This is a genomic window from Chitinophaga pinensis (genome assembly GCF_007896845.1).
GTDB classification, from domain to species: Bacteria; Bacteroidota; Bacteroidia; order Chitinophagales; family Chitinophagaceae; genus Chitinophaga; species Chitinophaga pinensis_C.
This window is the reverse complement of the sequence record NZ_VOHS01000055.1, coordinates 12,661-33,465: the sequence shown is the minus strand read 5'-3', so window position 1 is coordinate 33,465 and position 20,805 is coordinate 12,661. Positions and strand designations below refer to the sequence as shown.

Here is a 20,805-nt window from a genome sequence, read left to right as displayed (position 1 = left end):
CGTTACAGTTGTTGCATCGGATGATAGACCAGCTAAAATCGGGAATACTTGCTTCCTTCCCAGAATAGACGTGCGCAGAGGTAGCTCACAACTGGTACAAGGCTGCTCCAGAGTTTCTATAATCTTCTCTGCCGCTTCAACAAGTTGCTGATCCGAAGCATGGCACCGAGTAGCACCCCATGCAGCCAACTGTTCAGCTCATGTTTTATATCAGCATCAACGATCCGTGACAACTCATAAAAGTAGTCGCAGATCAGCTCACGCTCCTCCGTATCAAAGTAGAAGCGTCAAGATATCAAGGCTGGTTTTGAGGATCTTCGCTAATTTTTCTCATTAAGATCAGCCTCCACTGCTCCGGTCAACTTGTACACATGTATTCAGCTGTTTGCAGCCATTGACACAATTCATCGTCGGAGGGATTTAGGCCTCGCTCCTGAAATACACCATAGGAAAATTTGTCTCTACGTTTAAACCGGACAAGGCTGTCAGAATATGTTCTTTCTCACGCATGATTTTCATAGACATGGAAAACAATCAGGGTATATATACTTCGAACCTTACTATTACTGGTTGCCAGATTTTATCTCATTGACAGCTGCTACAAGACTTTCCAGCGTTTCCATCTCCCAACCATCTGCCTCTGTAATTGCAACTACATCCAGTTTTTTACTATACACCGCAACACCATTCTTCTTGTAGCCCTCATACTCAGTTCGTTTTTAAACCTTATATTCAAGTCCGCAAAAGGAATAATGATCTTTTTATAAAGCCCCCAGCGATTCAGGTTAATGTAAGCTTCCTTGTTTTCTCTATCAGTACAACAGACACCGGCTGCTTTCGGGCAAAGTGGTCCATGTCCAAATAGTATTGCAATAAATAAACCCCGAATATCCTTGGCCAGTAAGTCATTACTGATACCAGACCTGCCATAAAAAATATGACTACCAAAGCGAGCCCTAACGGTGTGAATAGTGTAGGATTTCTTCTCTCAAATGTTGTCAGATTTTTATCACTCATGGGTACAGTATTACATAAGATCTGCAATGCTACTAAAATGATCGCAAAAAGGTGCAAAATAAAATAGGAGCTGTTGTTTGATTTTTACAGTTTTTGGATTGATACGCGCATATTTTGGTCTGCCGATACGCCGAATTTTGCCTTATCAATTAATCAATTTTTGGCAACACACAACATGAAGGCATGGAGATTACACCAGTTCGGCATTGAACACCTCCATCTGGATGATATAGCTATCCCGCAACCGGGGCCTGATGAACTGCTCATCAAGGTAGATGCAGTATCCATCAATTACAGGGATAAAGCCATTATTGATGGCGCTTACACTCCTGATATTTTTAGTAAAGGCCTATTATACCGGCTTCAGATGCCTGCGGTACTGTTATTGGTTTGGAGAGCATGTAACCCGCTTCCGGGAAGGTGATAAGGTGATCACACAGGTATATACAAGATGGCTCGATGGGGAGACCTGCCGACGCCCCTGCCTTCTGCTGGGCTTCCCTTTGAGCGGCGTACTATCTGAGTATATCGTGATGAATGAAGAAGCCGTCGTAGCTAAACCCAAATACCTTACAGATGAAGAAGCGGCTACCCTGCCCATCGCAGCACTCACGGCATGGAATGCTATTACAACTGTAGTAATATCAGCACAGAGCAAACTGTCTTTATTCAGGGTACGGCGGAGTCGCCTTGTTTTCTGCACAAATAGCCTCTGCACTGGGTGCGAAGGTTATCATCTCTACCAGTCAGGATGAGAAAGGCATGAAGGCCCTGCAGCTGGGTGCCCATCATTTCATCAACTATCACACGCATCCGGATTGGGATCAGGAGGTATTAAAACTAACCGGTGGAACGGGAGCTGACGAAATTATTGAGCTGGTAGCCGGGGATATCACCAGATCAGCCCAGGCCATCAAATTCGGAGGGACCATCACCGTTATCGGCTTTCTGGATCAACCGCAACTGACGGTGAATGTCTTTCTCTGTTCGCCAAACACCCTAAAATAGTAGGTCTGTCTATCGGGCATCGCAGGTCATTTGAAGAAATGAATGCTTTTTTTGAACAACATCAGATTGCACCGATGATTGACAAAGTCTATGACTTTACAGATATACAGGAAGCTTCCGGCATTTGTCCAGAGGGCCATTCGGAAAGACGTTATCAAAATCTCATAAATACTGCCATATTCAATCAGAGGCGGGTCCTTGTACCTGCCTCTTTCCTTTGATCTTTATTGTAAATTTATATATGACAGAGTCAGAACATGAAGAACTACAACAGACCAGAATGAGCTGGATGCCCGAAAACCTGAAACGGATATCGGGCAATTCAACGTCTTTCTGTTGAAAGACCCGGACGGACCGGTAGTGAATTGCCAGCCTTATGACGGAAAGGCTACTACAAGATCAGTATCCTGAATGGACATACAAGGCTGTACTATGCTGATAAGTCGCTGGAAGTACAGAAAAGCGCATTATGTTCACCAGCTCCAATGTACCCTACGCCTGGGAACATGTCAACGAAGAGCAATCCGGCTATTTCTGCGTATTTACAGAGACCTTTTTGACCAGTTTGGGCATATCCGGGACTATCCGGTCTTCAAACCCGGTAACACCCCATTATTTGAACTGCTTCTGGAACAGACGGCCCATATAAACAAGTATATTTAAGAAAATGTCAGACGAAATCACCTCTGACTATACCTATAAATATGATTTGATTCGTAATCTGGTCATGGAACTGATCCACAGTGGGCTTAAGATGGAACCTGCCACCGGCAAACAATACAACAAATCAAACGCTACCTTGCGGGTCGCCGCTATGTTTACAGAGTTATTGGAAAGACAATTCCCATAGAATCCCCTATGCAACGCATCCACTTTCGATACCCCGCAGAATTTGCCACACAGCTCTCCGTTCATGTCAACAGCCTGAACCGCGCATTAAAAGAGATCACAGGGAAAACTACCTCCCAGCTTATTGCGGAACGCATTACGCAGGAAGCAAGGGGATTGTTAAAGCATACCGATTGGAACATCTCAGAAATATCTTGGTGTCTTGGCTTTGAAGAACCTCCTCACTTCATTAATTTCTTTAAAAAGAACGAACACCTGACACCTAAGTCTTTCCGTCGGACAAAAGACATTTAATCAATACATGTATAAACGAAAAAAGCATCCCACTATAAGCGGGACGCCTTTTTATTGTAAGTACTTAACTGCAGCCTAAAATTATATCGGTTTACTCTTCATCAAAAAACCAGTCTAATAAGTCCTCTCTCCCATCCTCAAACATATCCTTCCAGTCATCAGCATCATCCAGTACTTCCCTCGACAACGTCAAAGAATCATGAATAGGCTCATGATCCGAATAGTCATACTCGACCAGATCTTTTTGATTTCCTTAAAATATTTTTTAATTAATTGCTCCGTTTCCACATCCTCACCATAAGCAATAAGATAGGCTGTCCAGTCATACACCCGTGCCTTATCTTTCAATTTATCCGCTTCCCGAATAGATATATACCAAGATCATAGGAATACATCAGATCCAATGAAGGCTCGCCTTTTCTCAACGGAGACCCGAAATCGATATAAATTTTCTTGTCTTCCGGGTCGAAATAAGCTACTACATCATTCGTAGATGGATTCCATTTCTTAGTGATATCCCGGTTGATAAACTCGATATCCTTCTTCTTGCGCAGTTTTTCAAAATAAGCTTCATTGCCTTTATAATCCGATGCTCGTGCAGTCAATCGTTTTGTGTAGCCGGTTTGAGCAGCACCGGCATTACTCTGAAGTTAGTGAATGAACAATCGTATTGGTCTTGTATTGCATACAGGTTTCCAATCAATTGAATTTTCTTTTCGTTTGTTGTGTCTATTTTGTCAACCAGGTTAATTCCTTCTTCTACCAGGCTTTCAATTTCCACATGGACATAATTATATGGTTTTAGGGTTTAATCAGAGTACAATATATAAATTATTCACATCTGACACAATCTAAATTTTTGCCTGTTGTCAGATGGTTTTTGAGACATAACAGTGTTAAAACCGGTTAAATATAATACTTCCAATATTTTATCATAGAAGTAAAAAGAGTCCCGATGACCGGCTATTTTCTGCGCAGATACAATGCGTGGGCCTGATATTTCTTTATAGAAGTGATTGCATTTCAAAATCCCGAACAGCTCATTTACAACGAATATGTCATATGCCTTATCCTTACATATTATCACCTTTGCGATCAGTTGAAATTGGATATTGTTCTGTACCCATTGTCATATTACCTATACCATGTTCGGGCATTATCATCATTATCAATCAGACTTTAGCCCATATTTAACGAACAATCGGATCATTATACAACTGCGTGTAATGTCATCTAAATTATTCTATAATTGTATACCAGCTAAATAAATCAAAAGTTCATTTACATCTTTAAAATAGCAAGACATAGCTGTCATTCTATCAGCTAAACAACATTTAAAACGTATACACATGATCAGCAAAAAAGCCTTCTTAACTGCTTTACTTTATTCCGCTCCATTGTTCGTATTCTCACAGAATACTTTTACCAATACTGGTACCAACGTTGGTATTGGAACAACCACTCCCGCAGAAAGACTTGAAATAGTTACAAATGGCTCATCTAACCTTCAGTTGAGCAACAGTGGCAATGTATTTGGCGCGGTTGAGCTCTTAAATTCAGCATGGCAGGCACACATGTGGGAGGAATAGAGATGGAGCGTACAATCTCCGCCGGAACGCTATCAGCGATGAAATTCCTGGTACGTACCGGCACCGGTGTAACCGGGAGTTATGCGTATTACACAAGATCAACGATTAGGAATTGGTACCAGTTCTCCAGTTGTTAGAGTCAGCATTTATGGACCTAATGATAATGACGCCGCTATTTCATTTCAATCAGCAGTAAATAGCCGGTTCTACATTCAGCAGGCGGGCAGTTTCTGAAACTAGGAGGTACAACACCAATGGCGATGGCGCATTAAACATCTCAAACAATGGCTCTGTTGCTATTGGTACAATGAGTGCAGGTTCTCATCAATTAGCTGTGAAAGGCAGCATTGGAGCCATGAAGATAAAAGTTAGCCAATCCGATTGGGCTGATTTTGTGTTTGAACCGGATTATAAATTGCCTTCATTATCTGAATTGGAAAATTACATCCGCATTAACAAAACATCTTCCGGATGTACCTTCTGCAAATGAAGTCACAAAAGAAGGATTGGATCTTGGAGAAATGAATAAGGTCCTGTTACAGAAGATAGAGGAACTGACCTTGCATATCATCAGACAAGAAAAAGAATTGAATATGCTGAAGGAAAAAAGTGATGGTTCGTGAATCTAAGTAGTCATTACCCAAAATGATGGTATTCTAAGTCCAGTGACTTAGAATACCATCATTGAGATATACAATCGACTGTATTTTTTCTTGTAAGCCCCCCTTGTGAAGAATAACCAAGGAATAAACCGGTTTCTATTTAACACATCTGGTTTGAGACACACGTAGTACACGGCAAGCTAACCAGACCAGTTAATGCACCTTCATTTTTGCTTATCAATCACCTCCTCTTTAATATAACCACGAACCTCCTTATAGTTATCAATAGGCTGACCATCAAATATGTCATCAGCAAAGTCATGATGCACTGTTCTGTTCCAATAAAACACGCCATTCGATCATGGGAAGTATTTAGGTGTTTCTGTAATCCAAAAATTACCATAGCACCTGAATATGCTCCTACCGGTTTGAAAATAAGCATTAAATAGCGTCCATTCACTGACTGATAATAGAAGCTGCGAAGTTTAAATGTATCCCAAACAAATGGATTGATGAGATGCAGTGCCAAAAATCCCAATACCGCAAGAGAGCAAAGAATATTAGTTGTTTTAACACGAATGTCAGCCAGCGTTTGTTGTTTGCTTTTAAAGACACAGCTTAATGCCAGGAATGAAAGCAAGACTGAAAATATGACATCAGTCCAGAACCCGTCAGTGAGACATCGGTAAGTAAAAATAGCGTTAAGTAAATGACAAAGCAAATGGTCAATATTATCTGTGTCCGCTGTTTCATTGTTAGTTTATAGGTATCTGTTGACGTATCAGAGACAAAAAGAAACCGTGCTACTCCTTTCGCAGCAGCACGGTTTTTTCGGATTATTCAGGCAATCCATCCATTTGAAGTATTGTCTAAGAATAAATAGTTATTCAGTAACAGGTCGCTGATACTGATAATCCAACACCTTCATAATGTTACCCTCAAAACCTCTCACAACTCTCAGACGACCAAACGCATCAAATTCGTAGAAGGTTGGTTTGCTGGTAATATCACTCTCACTGGTTACACCTAACAGAGGCTCGGTTGTATAAGATACCATCCGTGAATTCACCGGATAAACCCTGAGATCATCTATATAGCCTGTACCACTTATAGCTAAAGAACTTACACCAGCAATACGATGTTCGTAGTAAGTCCATTGGTTTATAGTAGATCCTTTTAACGGATAACCCGCAACAGTACCTGCAATACTATATGGATTCGCGTTCCTTGTCCAGTATGAAACTGTATAGGTGGCATTGTTTATCGCGATTGGCACGGTAATGTTTCCGCTGGACAGATTATAAGAGCGTCTGCCGCTCAGACTATATTGCGTATTGATACCATTTGCACTAAAACTTAAGCCCCCTGTTGCATCTGGTTCAAAACTTGTATATGCAACAGTACTGTAACTTCCATTTTCTACTTTGGCAATCGGATAGAGTTATTGTCTGACCATAAATAGAAGAAGTAACTCCCTTGGACAATACTTGTCGCAGAGTTTCATACGGCCCATAAATATTAAAAAGTGCTTCCATATCGAAAGGGTTCTTCTGTATGGAGCGCTCAAGGATTTCAACACATAATAGTTATCCTGCTTTGCATAGTCATATCTGATCTTATAATTCTCATTATTATTGGTCAGTCCTGTCTGTTCCAACAGTTTAGAATAAAGCCCTGCTGTTACCAGCGCACTCGCTGTAGCATTACCTGTAGCATCTGCCGGGTACAGATAAGTTTTTTCACCTGCTCATTCTTACTATTTAACATCATTTGAGAAACCATCTGTCCTTTGGTGTTATAGGTATAATCCTCGTTTGTTGTCAACACTACTCCGTTCGCGTACAGATTATTTACTTTACTCTTTAACTGATACCATTTTGTATATAATGGATAACTGAGTATAAGATAGCCTTCTCCGTATGCGGGAGGTATTTCCGGACGACACTGGTAGTCAACGAGATATTTCTTATAACAGTTAAATCCTGTGAAGAGTTGTGACTGACTGCTTTCATAAGTATAAACAACATCGGAAAGACGTGTACCGGCAGCATCAAAAAACTCTTCTTTTTCAAGAGAGCCATTCGCTATATCCGGATCATCTGGCATACCCGGCGAGTTGCCACTTTCTCTGTTGTGATAATAATAAACATGTGAACCATTGTTACTGCCATCGCGGGCCACTTCTGTTTCTACTACTCTTGAATATGCTACAGAATTACCTCCTGCGGAGTTGGAGAAAGGCACAAAATTCTCTGCAGATACAAACCAGATATCGGCAGTAGCACCGAAGGCTGTCGGAGAGCCGGCTGGAAGAGACTCAAAATACATACGTCTGATATCAACATGTGATAATCTCGACATAATCACACCTGAGGTAGTACTATCGGCATTTATATAGCTTATCTTCTTATAACCAGTCAGTGAATCCTTCTGTGTATAATTCCGTACAGCGGCCAGACGGCTTCCCCCTCCATAACTAACGTCGGTCGGTCGATCCTGCATATCCGCATAGTCGAAGAAGGCTCGGATGGAAGCGCCTTTATTAAAGTCATTCTGTGGTCCGAGTTCATCAGGCAGTTCTACAGCAATTGTATAATAGCTGATATTAGGATCATACTGGAAGGTAAACGTCTCCTGGAAAAAAAGATTTCTGTTCGCGTTAAATGCCGCCTGATCAGAAGTACTCATCTGCCATGTTTTGATCACTGTAGAGGCACCTTTAACTACCTTGGAAATAGTCACCTTAGATGGAGACAGATTGGCAAATGTCAATCCCTGTGATGCAACGCCTCCGCTTACATTGTATTTAAGCGTCAGAGGCATTGTGCGGGACAGCCTGAATTGGGCTACTTTCACATCATTTGTTTCATTGTAGTCTGATACATCAATAAACTTATTGACAACTTTTATTTTTTCCGCATCCGGATAATTATAATTGCCAAATGAATGTGACTCATAATCAAACTCAGTGTACCCGCCCGTTGGATAAGTGATTTTCTTCAGCAGGTATGCATGCATTTTTGTCACATCAGGCGCTCTGTCTGCACCATTTATGGTAGTCAAAAAGCCGGGAGTAGGAATGTCATAGCGATAATAGCCGGTTTGTATAAAAAATGAAAGGTCCGGAAGAAGTTTTGTGTTAGTCTTTCCGTTGTAGTACCCCCAATAGTCACGCGCAAATGACGTTTTCAAAGGCATCGTGACACTTTCATCATAGTCAAATTTATACTCTGGCAGTTCTGCGCTCTGTACACCATTTGTATAACCCAGCTCTTTTACTGACAGCAACTTCAGCCTCTTTCCAAGTATATCCTGTGTGGCTCCCCCATTGGTATAATCGCCTCCGGTAACCACATATGGAAAATAGTTATAGGAGAACAACCACGACCTGATCTTGTTACCGGTTCCACGGGCAATAATATCAACGGACTTTATTCTTTTGACACTCCTTGTACCATTGCTGTTATCACCATCATTGTCAGGATTACCAAGCATATCATCCCTATCTTCCAGATTGAATACAACCTGCATATCAGCAGTTACGATTTTGGATAATAGCTGTGTACTACTTGAGTTACCCTGATAAAAGGACTGTACCATCTGTTCAGCGGGACTGCCCATATTCATGGGGTACATAGAATGGTAGGTTTCACTGAATGAAAACCATCTGTAGGACCCTCTTGTGTATTCGAAATTAATGGTCTTACCATTATTGAAATCAATTTTGTCAGCTTCCAGGTACGGCCTGAGTAGTCAAGACTATCGAGTATATACGAGGTCTCCTTTACTCCAAAAGTGAATCTATGGCCGTCAATGGTGGTCGCACGCCATCCACCACTAATCACATCTACCTCAAATTTTATATCGCTCTTTTTGTCCAGCAATACCGGCAGCTGTGTTTCCGGATTAATATAAAAGCGACCGGAATACCCACCCGGGAAGTTATACATATAGATATCCGGCTGTCCATGTCCCTGTTGAAGATAATCCAGCGTCGGCATATCATCTCCAACGCTGTTGGGATCATAACTTATACAAGGAAATACCTTCCGGCCAATCTGTGACCGGGACACCTGTACACCTGTTACCGGCAGGTTATTTTTCAGAAACTGATAGCCTGCTAAAGTCACAAGCTGATCGTCGTTGTCCCTTTTACCATTTACCACCTGTATCACAGAGCCGCCCGGGTCAAGGCTCCATCCAAGACCAACACTACTCGCCTGATCTTCTACTTTTATACCTGAACCATGGTATTTAAGAGAAACAGGTATTTCAATACCAGCTTCCTTAATTGTGTAAAAGGGTATTGAAATATCTGCTGTACCGGTATAATATCCGATCGGGATATTACCAAACTTTCCCAACATGGCTGCTTCAGGAGAAGTAGGCAGTGTTTTTTAATATCAAATAAATTAGAAGGAACCTGTGACACACCTTTGCCGGCTATTGCGACAAATGAGCACAGTAGAAATGTCCGTTTCAGGACTAACAACACTTTAGGCATAGTCATAAATAGAAGTAATTACGTGGGCTTCTTTGGAATTAAATAATTTTCATTTTAACGAACTATAGATACAGGGCAGTGCATCAATTCAGACACTTTATGCTAACAATGTTTTTAAAGTGACCCTTTGTTTTGCATTCTTGTTTTTCGCATAATTGCTGAGTGCTAATTCATCACTAAGATCGGAAGAAATTCGTTTCGTTCAACCTTTTATCCTGACAATTTATAATTTTAAGTTTACTGAACTATGCATAAAACACTCCCGCTAAATAGTGCTATTAAAAAGACTTGCCGGCACAAACCGGTCTGACTGCTGATGATACAATTACCTGTGCAATTCTTAAAAAGAAAAAAGCTTCAAGTTTTTCAACTTGAAGCTTTCTCTTGTGATCCCGCTGGGACTCGAACCCAGGACCCATACATTAAAAGTGTATTGCTCTACCAACTGAGCTACGGAATCAATCCCTTTCTGTGATTGGGAGTGCAAAGATAGGAAATATATATTCCGATCCAAATATTTCTTAAAAAACTTTATCCCTTACTGAAATGTATCTTAAACTTCACTGCCGGATCATCATTTTCCTTCAGGTCAAACACGTGTAGCAGATAGTATTTACCTTGTACCCAATCCTGCACTGCGTTATCATAATACGGACTACCCGGATTACCGCTTTGTCCGCCGGGATAGATACCATACGCTTCTGTTTTCGCACTCAGCTGTACCACCATCTTCCATGACGGACCATGCAATTGTTTGGTCGCATTTACGATATGCCGGCCACCACCTGTACGGAGATTCATGGCGCTGAAAGGAATAATTGACCGTGTCAGATGACGGATATTTGTACCACGGAAACGACCAAACTCCAGTTTCTTTTGTGCGTCTAATGCTTTGGCACTGTCCGCCGCTATGGTGAAAGCCCCTAAAACAATCTGTGAAAGCGTTTCTTTTTCTGGTGTATGCACATTGTCGATGAACTTCATAGCAGAATCGCGCAACAACCATAACAAGGTCGTCTTTTCCCACGGCTGTTGTAAAGGTGTTTTGTCTGCAAGAATGTCGTCATCCCATACGGAGGACTGTAATTCATCCCAGAAGATATTAAAGATCGTGGCGGCTTTACTGTCAGGCCCACTCTGTAAATCCCATTTATCCAGTATCTGCCAGTAGTTTTTTTGATCGGCAGTCAGCAGAGATACCGGCAGATGTTTACGTATCAACGGAAGAGCTGCCCGGGCAAAAGGATTGAGATTATCATTCTGCAGGTCCATCATATCCTGTATGGTGATTTGACTGTCGGCTGCCAGAACTTCATTGATACGTTTGCCGCGGAACAGATCAAAGTCTGCTACATAGCGATATGGGTATGTGCTATCTGTCGGATGTTGATTGGCAGAGCTCACAAAACCGCGTGCAGGATTGTAGATATGTGGATTCTCTCCCTGTGGTACATAACCCTGCCATGCAAAGGAACTATCACTACCCGGCATGATCCATTTACCCTGATCCTTCCAGCGCAAAGGGAACTGTCCGTTATGCCACAGGGCTATTTCACCGGTTTTAGCGGCAAAAGCGAAGTTCTGCGCCGGACAAGCATAATATTTTAAAGCGGAGAGGTAGTCGTCGTAATTATGTGCCTTGTTGAGTTCGAGGAAGGTTCTGATCTCCACTGAAGGATCGAGCGCCTTCCAGCGCATTGCGAGGAACTGATGATTGGTAGCTGTATCAGGGAAGACGTTGTCATATACAACTGGTCCCCAGACCGTATAGGCTACGGTATCGTAATAAGGTGCTGCTCCTTTTACATTAATCTTCTCTATACGCATTTCCGCATCACGGTAAGCTCCGTTGAACAGGTATTGCTGCTTTCCATTACGGAATTGCATCAGATAATAATCTTTTACATCTTCCGCAGCATTCGTCACGCCCCAGGCAATATGGTCATTGAAGCCAATGATCACACCGGGTGCACCGGGTAAAGTCGCGCCGTATACGTTCATATCAGGAGTATGTATCTGCGTCTCATACCAGAGAGAAGGCAGGCTCAGCCCCAGATGCGGATCATTACAAAGAATGGGTGCCCCTGCACGTGTTTTCGAACCCGCAACAGCCCAGTTGTTACTGCCATTATCGGGGTCAGGTCGCTCCTCTTTGAAGTGCAGGGCAATACCTGCAGCATTCAGAATACTGTCTACCGGAGGTGTTGCTTTTACTGTCGGTGCCGGATATTGTGTACCACGGGGAATGATCGGGTCGATGCTATCACCAAAGTCAGGATATAGATTGTCAAAATCCGCTTTACTAAAAATGCGGCGGGCATTGGTGTACACAAGATCATTCGCGCCACCGGCCAGATCGGCTGCCATCATTTTGAGCAACAGTGCTGAATTCAGTGGTGTCCATTGCTCCGGCTTATAGTTCAGGAGTTTATATTCTAATGGTAGTGTAGCACTGGTGAGGGTATTGATATAGGCATTGATCCCTTCGGAATAGGCATTGATCGCCGGTCCGGCTACCGAATCAGCTTCCATTGCCTTCAGGGCCTGTTCGGCGCCATACAGCATCCCGTTACGGCGCTGCTGACGATCATAAGGGATCATCTTTGCACCAAGTATCTCTGACAGACGGCCAGCTGCTGCAAAAGACTGCAGCTCCATCTGCCATAACCTGTCACGGGCATGCATATATCCCTGTACGTAGTAAGCGTCAGTAGTATTTTCTGCAAAGATGTGAGGCACCATTCTGTCATCCAGCCAGACTTCCACCTTTCCTTTCAGACCGGGTACCTGCAGCTCTTCATTATAATCTTTACTGATAGAGGTCGCATTTTGCCAGAAGCCTTCCTGCGGACTTAACAAACGTCCGAGTGGTGGAAGTGAGCCCCAGGATCGGTCAAGGCAAACTATCAGTGCAATGGTTATCACCGCTGAAACGGTAAAGGGAACAAATCTCATACGTGCTAACTTGTTCTGCTAATATACATAAAATATACCGCAGCCATCAGCGTTATCCTGCTAATGCTTTTATCAGACGGTCCACTTCTTCAATTGTATTAAAGCTGTGTAATACGATCCTCAACCGCTCTTTGCCTTTCGGTACCGTCGGATGCAGGATGGGACGGACATCCAGTCCGGCGGACTGTAACCCGATCGCTATCCCCCGGGTCTCTTCATTGCCCGGTGTCAGGACGATCTGTATGGGCGTTTCACTGTATAATGTACTCAGACCAGCTACGCCATTTCTGAATCGGGTGATCAATGCCGACAGGTGTTCCCTCGCCGCCTGCATATACGGGAACAGCTCATAACTGGCGACAATCGCCGCTATAGCTGTTGGAGGCAGGGCGGTAGTATAGATAAATGAACGGGAGAAGTTCACCAGATAGTCCCGCAAATGCGGACTACCCAATACCACAGCACCATGGCAACCTACTGCTTTACCAAAAGTATGTACTCTGGCAAAACAGGCCTCCTGCAAACCCAGATGTTGTACCAACCCCTCCCCTTTTGCACCCACAACACCTGTGGCATGTGCTTCATCCACAATCAGATGTGCGCCATGTTGCTCACAAAGCGCTGCCATTTCCCGCAAAGGAGCGAAATCGCCGTCCATTGAATACACGGACTCTACTGCCACGAAAATATTCCCCATACCATGCTGTAATTTCTTCAGCAGGTCCTCCGGATCATTGTGTATAAAAGAAAAAGCCTGTGCTTTGGATAAACGGATGCCATCTCTGATAGAAGCATGTATCAGCTGATCATAGATGATGGTATCCCCCTTCTGCGGTACTGCCGAAAATAGTCCCAGATTGGCATCATAACCGGAATTATAGATAAGTCCTGCTTTGGCCTGATGAAAGGTCGCCAGCATCTCTTCCGCTTCCTCCACCCACGCATAATTACCCGCCAGTAAGCGCGAGCCCGTACTACCATGCATATACGGTCTGGCCTGTAATAAAGTATGGACTCCTTCCTGCATAGCCGCACTCTGTGCAAGACCCAGATAATCATTGGAACAGAAATCCACCGATCCGGGCGCCGGTAGTCTCAGCCGGCGGAAGGCGTGCTGCGCCTCGCGCTGCGCCAGTTGCTGTAAAAGAAAATCTTCTTTCATCTCCCAAAGCTAAGTAACTTTGCCCTATGAGTAAAGTCTCCATATTAGGTCTGCATCTTCCTACTGATCCGCGCTGGGTGAATCTGGCCGCGATCTCGCTGGAAGAAATTCTGACAGACCATGCCTTCTGCGAACAAAAAGCCGCTACCTCCTGTATTTCCCTGATCCAGCGTTATCCTGAGAAAGATAAACTCGTGCAGGAACTCGCTCCTATCGTTACAGAAGAATGGGGCCATTTCCGCCAGGTGCTGGCTGAGATGCGTAAACGGGGCTTCTCTCTTGGCAAGCAGAGGAAAGACATGTATGTAAATGCCCTGATGGAACACCAGAATAAAGGGGGAGATCCGCAGAGTGTGCTGCTGGACAGATTATTGATATTCGCCCTGATCGAAGCCCGTAGTGCGGAGCGTTTCCGCCTGCTGAGCGAGGGGCTGGAAGATGAATACCTGAAAGAGTTCTACCGTAAATTCATGATATCTGAAGCAGGACATTACCGCCTGTTCATTGACTTAGCCCGGGAATATGTACCGGAAGAAAAAGTCAAGACCCGCTGGCAGGAATGGCTGACATTGGAAGCTGATATTATGAACAATCTGGAAGTGCGTGGAGACAGGATGCACTAAAAATTAAATCCGATATTGACATACATCCGTAAGCGTCCGTCCTGATCACAATACATCACGGACGCTTCTATTGGACCCATAAAGGAGGAATACCCGCCCGTTACCCCATAACCACTCATATATTTATACTTTGACGACACATCTCCGAGGAAGTCATATAATGCAACGCCCGCACGGGGGATCGCATAGGTATTACGCATAAATTCATATTGCCACGACAATTGCAGGGTTGCTGCACTTGAGGTTGTGATCTCGGCCTCTCGGATACCTACCAGCGGCAACTGATTACGGATCACATTATTCAGACCTCCCAGCAAAAATGCATTGATCGGTCCCTGCCGGTGTGTGAAGTTGGCTGCCCCACCCATCTGCACCTGAAACGTATTTCTCGGATTGAATGGAACGTTATACTTTGCCTGTAAAATAGTGCGCTGATAATCGTTGAAGTTAAATCCATAATCTGACGGCATAATTTCTACACCATCCTTATATACCCTGTAGCCTGTCTGTTGATGGTATACCCAGCCGGATTCGAACTGCAGATCCATCCCGCGATGCGGATAAACCTTTCTGTCCAGTGAATTCACACCAAAGAACAAAAAACTGTTCAGCTGATTACCATTCCCTCTCAGGACCTCCACCGATTCATAGCGCGGACTGATGTTCATAAACTCGTAGCGCGTTCCTAAGCCCATCGCCATCATACTATTCAGAGTATACTGGAACTTCGCTTCTCCATTCAGGTATTTCAGATGATACTCCATCTGTCTTTTTAAATCCTTATATAAGGACAATGCATCGTCCTCGAAATAAACCCCCAGTCCGAAACCAAAGTTCCGCTTAGGGCCCAGATACTTGAAGAATTCCCCCTGTACCCTTGGATTCTCGCTGATCGCCAGACTTACAAAAGCACGGGAGTTGGGTACAACAAAGTTGCGCTGCGTAATATTGATGATCGCGCTGGCATTCGTAAAACTGTTATACTGCAAAGCAAATTTCACATAGGTCAGTGGATTCTCTTCTACCTGAATGTCCATGATACTTTTACTATCTCCCTGTGGATTCAGGTGATAAGTGATCATCTTGTAGAAACGCGTGCCGAATACATTCAATACTGCATCTTTGATATCCTGTGGCGTGTAACAACCGCCTTTCACCAATCCTAATCTTCCCAGAAAGAAGTCCACATCTGAATGTACCAAACCTGTTACACTGATATCTACCAATTCGATATCCGGTGTAAATGGTAAGCGGTCTTTCACAAAGGGCTTATCTGCCGGATATAAGGCATTGAGTGAATCCGCCATCCGTTTGAAGATCGGATACATTTCATCCCCCTTCTTCTTCCCTATTGCCAGCAGGGAATCTACACTACCAAAGCTGGCAGCACTGTAGTCATCGAGATGATGTTGTATATAAATATCTGTCAGCTTTTTTGCCTGTTTGAAATCATCTGCGTCTTTATAAAACCCCAGCTGATAAATAATATCCAGTGGCGTCACCAGCTGATCTGCTTTACGCAGCCCGCCACTGACATTCGATCCTATCACCAGATCCGCACCCATCTCCTTGGCAGTGATCACCGGGAAGTTCCGCACAACACCACCATCTACCAGTTTTCTGTCGCCGATCTTTACTGCGGTAAATACAGAAGGAATGGCCATACTCGCGCGGATAGCCGTCACGATATCACCACTATCCAGAGTAACGACTTCCCCGGTGGTAACATCTGTGGCAATACATTTAAAAGGAATATTGAATTTTGAGAAGTCCCTTACATTGTTAACCGGCCAGCACAAACGGGCCAGTTCGAGCCAGAGTTGCTCGCCTGCAATCACCCCGGAAGCCAGTTTCGGTTTTCCGTATTCAAAAGGAATCTCTATCAGATATTTATTGTATTCGCGCTTTTCTTCGTAGGAGATATCTGTCAGGACCGGCTGATTGGAAAAGAGATTATCCCAGTCCATCTCACGGGCAAGTTTTTCGATGGCATCACCAGAGTAACCCATCGCATACAGCGACCCGACAATACTGCCCATACTGGTACCCGTCACATAATCGACTTTTAATCCGGCACTATCCAGCGCCTGCAGGATACCTATATGCGCCAATCCTTTGGCGCCACCACCGCTGAGTGTCAACCCTATTTTAGGTCTTTTTGCTGCTTCCTGCGCGAAAATAACGGCAGGACACAGTAAAAAAATGAAGATAATAACTAAAGCCAGTCGTTTACGCATATATGATTAGTGTGGTGCTATCCGGAAGCCTGAATAAAGTACATTGAAGATACTCATAATAAAGGACGTATTTCAAGCTCTTTTCCCCTATTTAAATATGTAAATACTATAACATTTACAACAATTTCCCTATATTATACATCGATATCAACCAAGTAACCACGTACACGTCTATGAACAACAGCAAAATCTCACAATCCATCTGGCAGGTAATACTGGCCTCTTCCGCTGGAACACTGATTGAATGGTACGACTTCTACATCTTTGGTAGTTTGTCCGCCATCATTGCCCAGAAGTTCTTTCCGCCCAGCAATCCTGATCTGGCCTACATTGCCACATTGGCGACTTTTGCCGTGGGATTTATTGTTCGCCCTTTTGGCGCCATTGTCTTTGGCCGGCTGGGTGATCTTACCGGACGTAAGTACACCTTTCTGCTGACCCTCCTGATCATGGGTGGCTCTACCTTTGCGATCGGGCTGGTACCGGGCTATGACAGCATTGGTATTATGGCGCCGGTCATCGTATTGTTGCTCCGGCTGCTACAAGGCCTTGCACTCGGCGGTGAGTACGGTGGCGCAGCTACCTATGTCGCAGAGCATTCTCCGCATGACCAACGGGGTTATTACACCAGTTTTATCCAGACGACTGCCACGCTCGGTCTGTTCGTCTCACTGGCCGTCATCCTGTTGACCCGTTCCAGTCTGACACCGGAAGATTTTAACGCCTGGGGCTGGCGAATTCCTTTCTGGCTATCCATTTTGCTGGTCGTAATGTCCTATTACATCAGGATCCGGCTGAAAGAATCGCCCCTGTTTGCCAAACTCAAGTCTGAGGGCAAAACTTCACTCAATCCCATCAAAGAAAGTTTCGGTAAAAAAGAAAACCTGCGCATGGTATTGCTGGCACTCTTTGGCGCCACAATGGGTCAGGGCGTGATCTGGTACACAGGTCAGTTTTATGCATTGTCATTCCTCCAGAAAACAATGCAGGTAGAATTTGTACAGTCCAATATTATTATCGCCGTCGCATTATTACTTGGCACTCCTTTCTTTATTTACTTCGGTAAATTATCTGATAAGATCGGCCGTAAAAAAATCATGATGACCGGTATGCTGATCGCCGCTCTTGCCTACTATCCTATCTATGCAGGTATGGATAGCATCGGAGATCTCAGCAGGAAAACAGAAGATGTTCCGCGTTTCAGTATTGAGAATTCCATCCGCCGTAATGAGAAGATGCAGAATATCGAGAAATCAGTGAAAACGAAAACTTATACGGATGGATCGAAGTACCGGGAAACAACCATCACCACAGATGGCAAAGCGGAAACTATCAAAGAGGTCATCGTCAGCAATACACAACTCTGGCAACTGATATTACTGGTATTCGTACAGGTGGTTTTCGTAACCATGGTATACGGACCCATCGCGGCATTCCTCGTAGAACTGTTTCCCACCCGGATACGGTATACTTCAATGTCCTTACCCTATCACATCGGGAATGGCGTCTTCGGCGGACTACTCCCCACCGTGGCAACATTGCTGGTCACCGAAACGCACAATCACCTCGCAGGACTCCTCTATCCCATCGCGATTGCTTTAGTCTGCTTCCTGATTGGCGTCACTGGAATCAAAAAGAATATGATCAGCGAAGAATAGCTATTATTCAGTATCAGTCTGACAACACAAAACCCGCGTAATATCCTTGTATTACGCGGGTTTTATATTTTTACAAGGCTACTTATATCATTGGCTATCAGTCTCCCCCAATAGTTTTTTTTCAGCTCCTTTTTGTAGTTATCAAAAATAGTCCTAACTTTTCCTTACAATATGGATCTGTGTTATTGTTTAGTGAGTCCCCCAAATTCCTGATTATTTATTATTACCCCAAAGTCACAACAGCAAGGAAAAGCCAATAGTACAGTCATTATCAGCAAGTCTATTTAAGTATACCATCATTTCTGTCCGAAGATAAACCGGTTTCCGAAAAACCCGGTCGCACAGCTATTCATAACTGCCCCATTATGTCTGGCATCATCACCACAATACCGGGCGTGCTCAAAGGCGGACTGTTTGCCATAGCAGCCGTTGGTTTATTTTATTACACTAAATGTAATGCTGTCATGGGAGAAGATTTTTGTAATGCTTTATCAGGCAATGACCGCCGTGTATTGCAACAGCAGACGGACAGCTTTTTGCGTACCCTCAACGCCGGCGCAAATCAACAAGAGAATATAACAGCAATCACACAATGGCTGGCTTCCCATTCCTGCGTCAGTCAGGTGGAAGCCGGACCCGGTATGCTGCGCTCAGATCCGCCGGTGAAAGAGTTTTTTGTAACGATGAAAGATAGTCCGGGTAACAGCATCACCATCGGCGTGGAGTTCGCCCCCGACAAATTGCAATTTCATACAAAATAACTGCAACAATGAACCCCAATGAACTGCATTCACAACAAAACGAGATGCTGACCAACCTCGAAAGTGTTAAGCAATCCTTATTGCAGATACCGAACGTTATAGCAGTGGGAATTGGTATTAAGGAATCCAACGACACCTTCACTGATGAAATAGCTTTCCGCGTTTTTGTTGAAGATAAGAAGCCACTGAGTGAATTGAAACCGGAAGAAGTGGTCCCCTCCGTTATTGCAGGTGTAAAAACCGATGTACTGAAACCTTACGTAGTCAAACCAAGACCGGATGTATGTGGTACAGAGCGCAGAACGCTCACCAAACACAGACCTTTACAGGCAGGAATAGCCATCTCAATTAACTCTACCTCTTACGGTACGCTTGGCTGGTTTGGCAGGTTAACTGCTGATGACAGCGTGATCCTGCTCACCAACAAACACGTCATCGGCAATACAGCCAATGATAAAGTTGCCCAACCCAAATTAGGTGACGTAAGTAAATGCTGCTGCTGCGAATGCGGGGATGATAATGCCATCGGCAAAGTACTGTTTGGTGTAAAAAATAGTACTGTCGATTGTGCCATCGCACGGATAGATGAAGAATGGACCGCAGGTCTCAATCTGCAGATCACCAACGACGCTACCACCGAAGTGCTGGAAGTTGCCTCTCCTCCTACGGCAGCAGCCGTAGTGGGTGACGTGGTCAGAAAGATAGGCGCCCGCTCCGGATTTACGACCGGGGTTGTTGTACATATCGGTGATGCAGCGGTGGCAGGTACGGATCCTGCCGGCGGCACTATCTCTATTATCACGGATCAGGTGCTGGTGATCCCACACTCCACTGAGACCTATCAGGTAAGTGATATGAGCACCGGCTCGCAGATATGTAAGTTCGCCTTCTCCAACAATGGCGACTCCGGATCTGTCATTCTCAATGCTGACAATAAAATTGTTGCCTTACTATATGGTGGGGATGAAACCACCAACTCCGTGGACATAACCTTTGCCAATAATATCGCGAATGTGCTGGCAGCATTGACTACCGGCACATTCCCTGTTACATTGTCATCAACAGATGCGGGCAGACGTGATACCGTGAAAACACGCACCATCACAAGATCAGAGCCTGTAACAACAGACAACCAGCTCGAAGCCCTACGTGATGCAAACCGCGACAGCGTACTTTATCAACTGTATGAAAAACACCATGAAGAAGTACTACAACTCATCAATCATAAACGACCGGTGACAGTGGTATGGCAACGTAATCAGGGGCCTGCCTATGTAGCTGCCCTTGCACGTGCTGCCAGAGAAACGGCATATGAACTGCCATCAAGTATCAACGATATTTCCAGAGAAGATCTGCTGCTGGCGATGGAGCACACGCTACACGCACATGGTTCCGCCGCATTAAAACAGGATCTGTTGCATTACAGAGAAGCGATCTTAACAGCCCTCTCGCATACACAAAATCTGGATGCTATTGCGGCCGCCTGTAAAGCCAGCGGATTGATTGAAACCATTCCCTCCCCGTCTATACCTAAACTCATTTAGCA

At 44.2% G+C, this 20,805-nt stretch carries 18 protein-coding genes and 1 tRNA gene; 10 read left to right on the top strand and 9 right to left on the bottom strand.

From position 1 onward, the window contains the following. Nucleotides 1-1,177: 1,177 nt before the first annotated feature. The 5 genes from FEF09_RS32025 (at nt 1,178) to FEF09_RS33865 (ending at nt 3,168) form a co-directional block, all read left to right on the top strand. Nucleotides 1,178-1,441 carry a hypothetical protein gene (locus tag FEF09_RS32025; RefSeq protein WP_222597178.1) on the top strand — a complete coding sequence of 88 codons (264 nt, stop codon included), beginning with the start codon at nt 1,178-1,180 and terminating at the stop codon, nt 1,439-1,441. After that, nucleotides 1,332-1,772 (top strand): alcohol dehydrogenase catalytic domain-containing protein, encoded by a 441-nt coding sequence (locus FEF09_RS35075; protein WP_409994891.1) that lies wholly within the window; start codon nt 1,332-1,334, stop codon nt 1,770-1,772. The genes FEF09_RS32025 and FEF09_RS35075 overlap by 110 nt, the downstream gene beginning before the upstream one ends. Beyond that, entirely contained in the window at nt 1,708-2,025 is a 318-nt protein-coding gene (locus tag FEF09_RS32020) for a zinc-binding dehydrogenase (protein ID WP_222597177.1), read from the top strand. The genes FEF09_RS35075 and FEF09_RS32020 overlap by 65 nt, the downstream gene beginning before the upstream one ends. A gap of 667 nt (nt 2,026-2,692) precedes the next feature. Next, a complete protein-coding gene (locus tag FEF09_RS33870) occupies nt 2,693-2,875 on the top strand; it encodes a hypothetical protein (RefSeq protein WP_261387821.1) in 183 nt (60 codons plus the stop codon). Nucleotides 2,876-2,883: 8 nt separating this feature from the next. Continuing rightward, a complete protein-coding gene (locus FEF09_RS33865; protein WP_261387820.1) occupies nt 2,884-3,168 on the top strand; it encodes a helix-turn-helix domain-containing protein in 285 nt (94 codons plus the stop codon). A 344-nt stretch (nt 3,169-3,512) separates the two neighbouring features. Here FEF09_RS33865 and FEF09_RS27005 read toward each other — a convergent pair whose 3' ends face one another. Then, nucleotides 3,513-3,773, bottom strand: a complete 261-nt coding sequence (locus FEF09_RS27005) for a hypothetical protein (RefSeq protein WP_146307985.1) — start codon at nt 3,771-3,773, stop codon at nt 3,513-3,515. Further along, nucleotides 3,770-3,949: a hypothetical protein gene (locus FEF09_RS27000; protein WP_146307984.1), complete on the bottom strand. Its 180-nt coding sequence runs from the start codon at nt 3,947-3,949 to the stop codon at nt 3,770-3,772. The genes FEF09_RS27005 and FEF09_RS27000 overlap by 4 nt, the downstream gene beginning before the upstream one ends. A 568-nt stretch (nt 3,950-4,517) precedes the next feature. Between FEF09_RS27000 and FEF09_RS26995 the strand changes: the two genes are divergently transcribed. After that, nucleotides 4,518-4,757: a hypothetical protein gene (locus tag FEF09_RS26995; RefSeq protein ID WP_146307983.1), complete on the top strand. Its 240-nt coding sequence runs from the start codon at nt 4,518-4,520 to the stop codon at nt 4,755-4,757. Between the two features lie 1,485 nt (nt 4,758-6,242). Here the strand turns inward: FEF09_RS26995 and FEF09_RS26990 are convergent. The 6 genes from FEF09_RS26990 to FEF09_RS26965 all read right to left on the bottom strand — a co-directional run bounded on the left by FEF09_RS26990 (nt 6,243) and on the right by FEF09_RS26965 (nt 13,980). Then, the gene (locus FEF09_RS26990) at nt 6,243-6,635 is read right to left on the bottom strand and encodes a hypothetical protein (protein ID WP_146307982.1); all 393 of its coding nucleotides are present in this window, start codon (nt 6,633-6,635) and stop codon (nt 6,243-6,245) included. Between the two features lie 404 nt (nt 6,636-7,039). After that, entirely contained in the window at nt 7,040-8,995 is a 1,956-nt protein-coding gene (locus FEF09_RS26985; protein ID WP_146307981.1) for a hypothetical protein, read from the bottom strand. Continuing rightward, nucleotides 8,983-9,726 (bottom strand): hypothetical protein, encoded by a 744-nt coding sequence (locus tag FEF09_RS26980; RefSeq protein WP_146307980.1) that lies wholly within the window; start codon nt 9,724-9,726, stop codon nt 8,983-8,985. Before FEF09_RS26980 ends, FEF09_RS26985 begins: the two co-directional genes overlap by 13 nt. Nucleotides 9,727-10,250: 524 nt before the next feature. Further along, a tRNA-Lys gene (locus FEF09_RS26975) sits at nt 10,251-10,323 on the bottom strand. Nucleotides 10,324-10,394: 71 nt separating this feature from the next. Further along, the gene (locus FEF09_RS26970; protein WP_146307979.1) at nt 10,395-12,818 is read right to left on the bottom strand and encodes a penicillin acylase family protein; all 2,424 of its coding nucleotides are present in this window, start codon (nt 12,816-12,818) and stop codon (nt 10,395-10,397) included. A 52-nt stretch (nt 12,819-12,870) separates the two neighbouring features. After that, nucleotides 12,871-13,980, bottom strand: a complete 1,110-nt coding sequence (locus FEF09_RS26965) for an aminotransferase class I/II-fold pyridoxal phosphate-dependent enzyme (protein ID WP_146307978.1) — start codon at nt 13,978-13,980, stop codon at nt 12,871-12,873. A 26-nt stretch (nt 13,981-14,006) separates the two neighbouring features. Between FEF09_RS26965 and FEF09_RS26960 the strand changes: the two genes are divergently transcribed. After that, nucleotides 14,007-14,603, top strand: coding sequence for a tRNA-(ms[2]io[6]A)-hydroxylase (locus FEF09_RS26960; protein ID WP_012790649.1), 597 nt, complete (start codon nt 14,007-14,009; stop codon nt 14,601-14,603). Here FEF09_RS26960 and FEF09_RS26955 read toward each other — a convergent pair. After that, entirely contained in the window at nt 14,600-16,840 is a 2,241-nt protein-coding gene (locus tag FEF09_RS26955) for a patatin-like phospholipase family protein (protein ID WP_146307977.1), read from the bottom strand. The genes FEF09_RS26960 and FEF09_RS26955 overlap by 4 nt on opposite strands. 173 nt (nt 16,841-17,013) lie before the next feature. On the opposite strand from FEF09_RS26955, the gene FEF09_RS26950 reads away from it, so the two are divergent. The 3 genes from FEF09_RS26950 to FEF09_RS26940 all read left to right on the top strand — a co-directional run bounded on the left by FEF09_RS26950 (nt 17,014) and on the right by FEF09_RS26940 (nt 20,803). Then, complete coding sequence (locus tag FEF09_RS26950) at nt 17,014-18,498, top strand: MFS transporter (protein ID WP_146307976.1); 1,485 nt, start codon at nt 17,014-17,016, stop codon at nt 18,496-18,498. A gap of 365 nt (nt 18,499-18,863) precedes the next feature. Continuing rightward, a complete protein-coding gene (locus FEF09_RS26945; protein ID WP_146307975.1) occupies nt 18,864-19,259 on the top strand; it encodes a hypothetical protein in 396 nt (131 codons plus the stop codon). An 8-nt stretch (nt 19,260-19,267) separates the two neighbouring features. Continuing rightward, a complete protein-coding gene (locus FEF09_RS26940) occupies nt 19,268-20,803 on the top strand; it encodes a hypothetical protein (RefSeq protein ID WP_146307974.1) in 1,536 nt (511 codons plus the stop codon). Nucleotides 20,804-20,805: the final 2 nt, after the last annotated feature.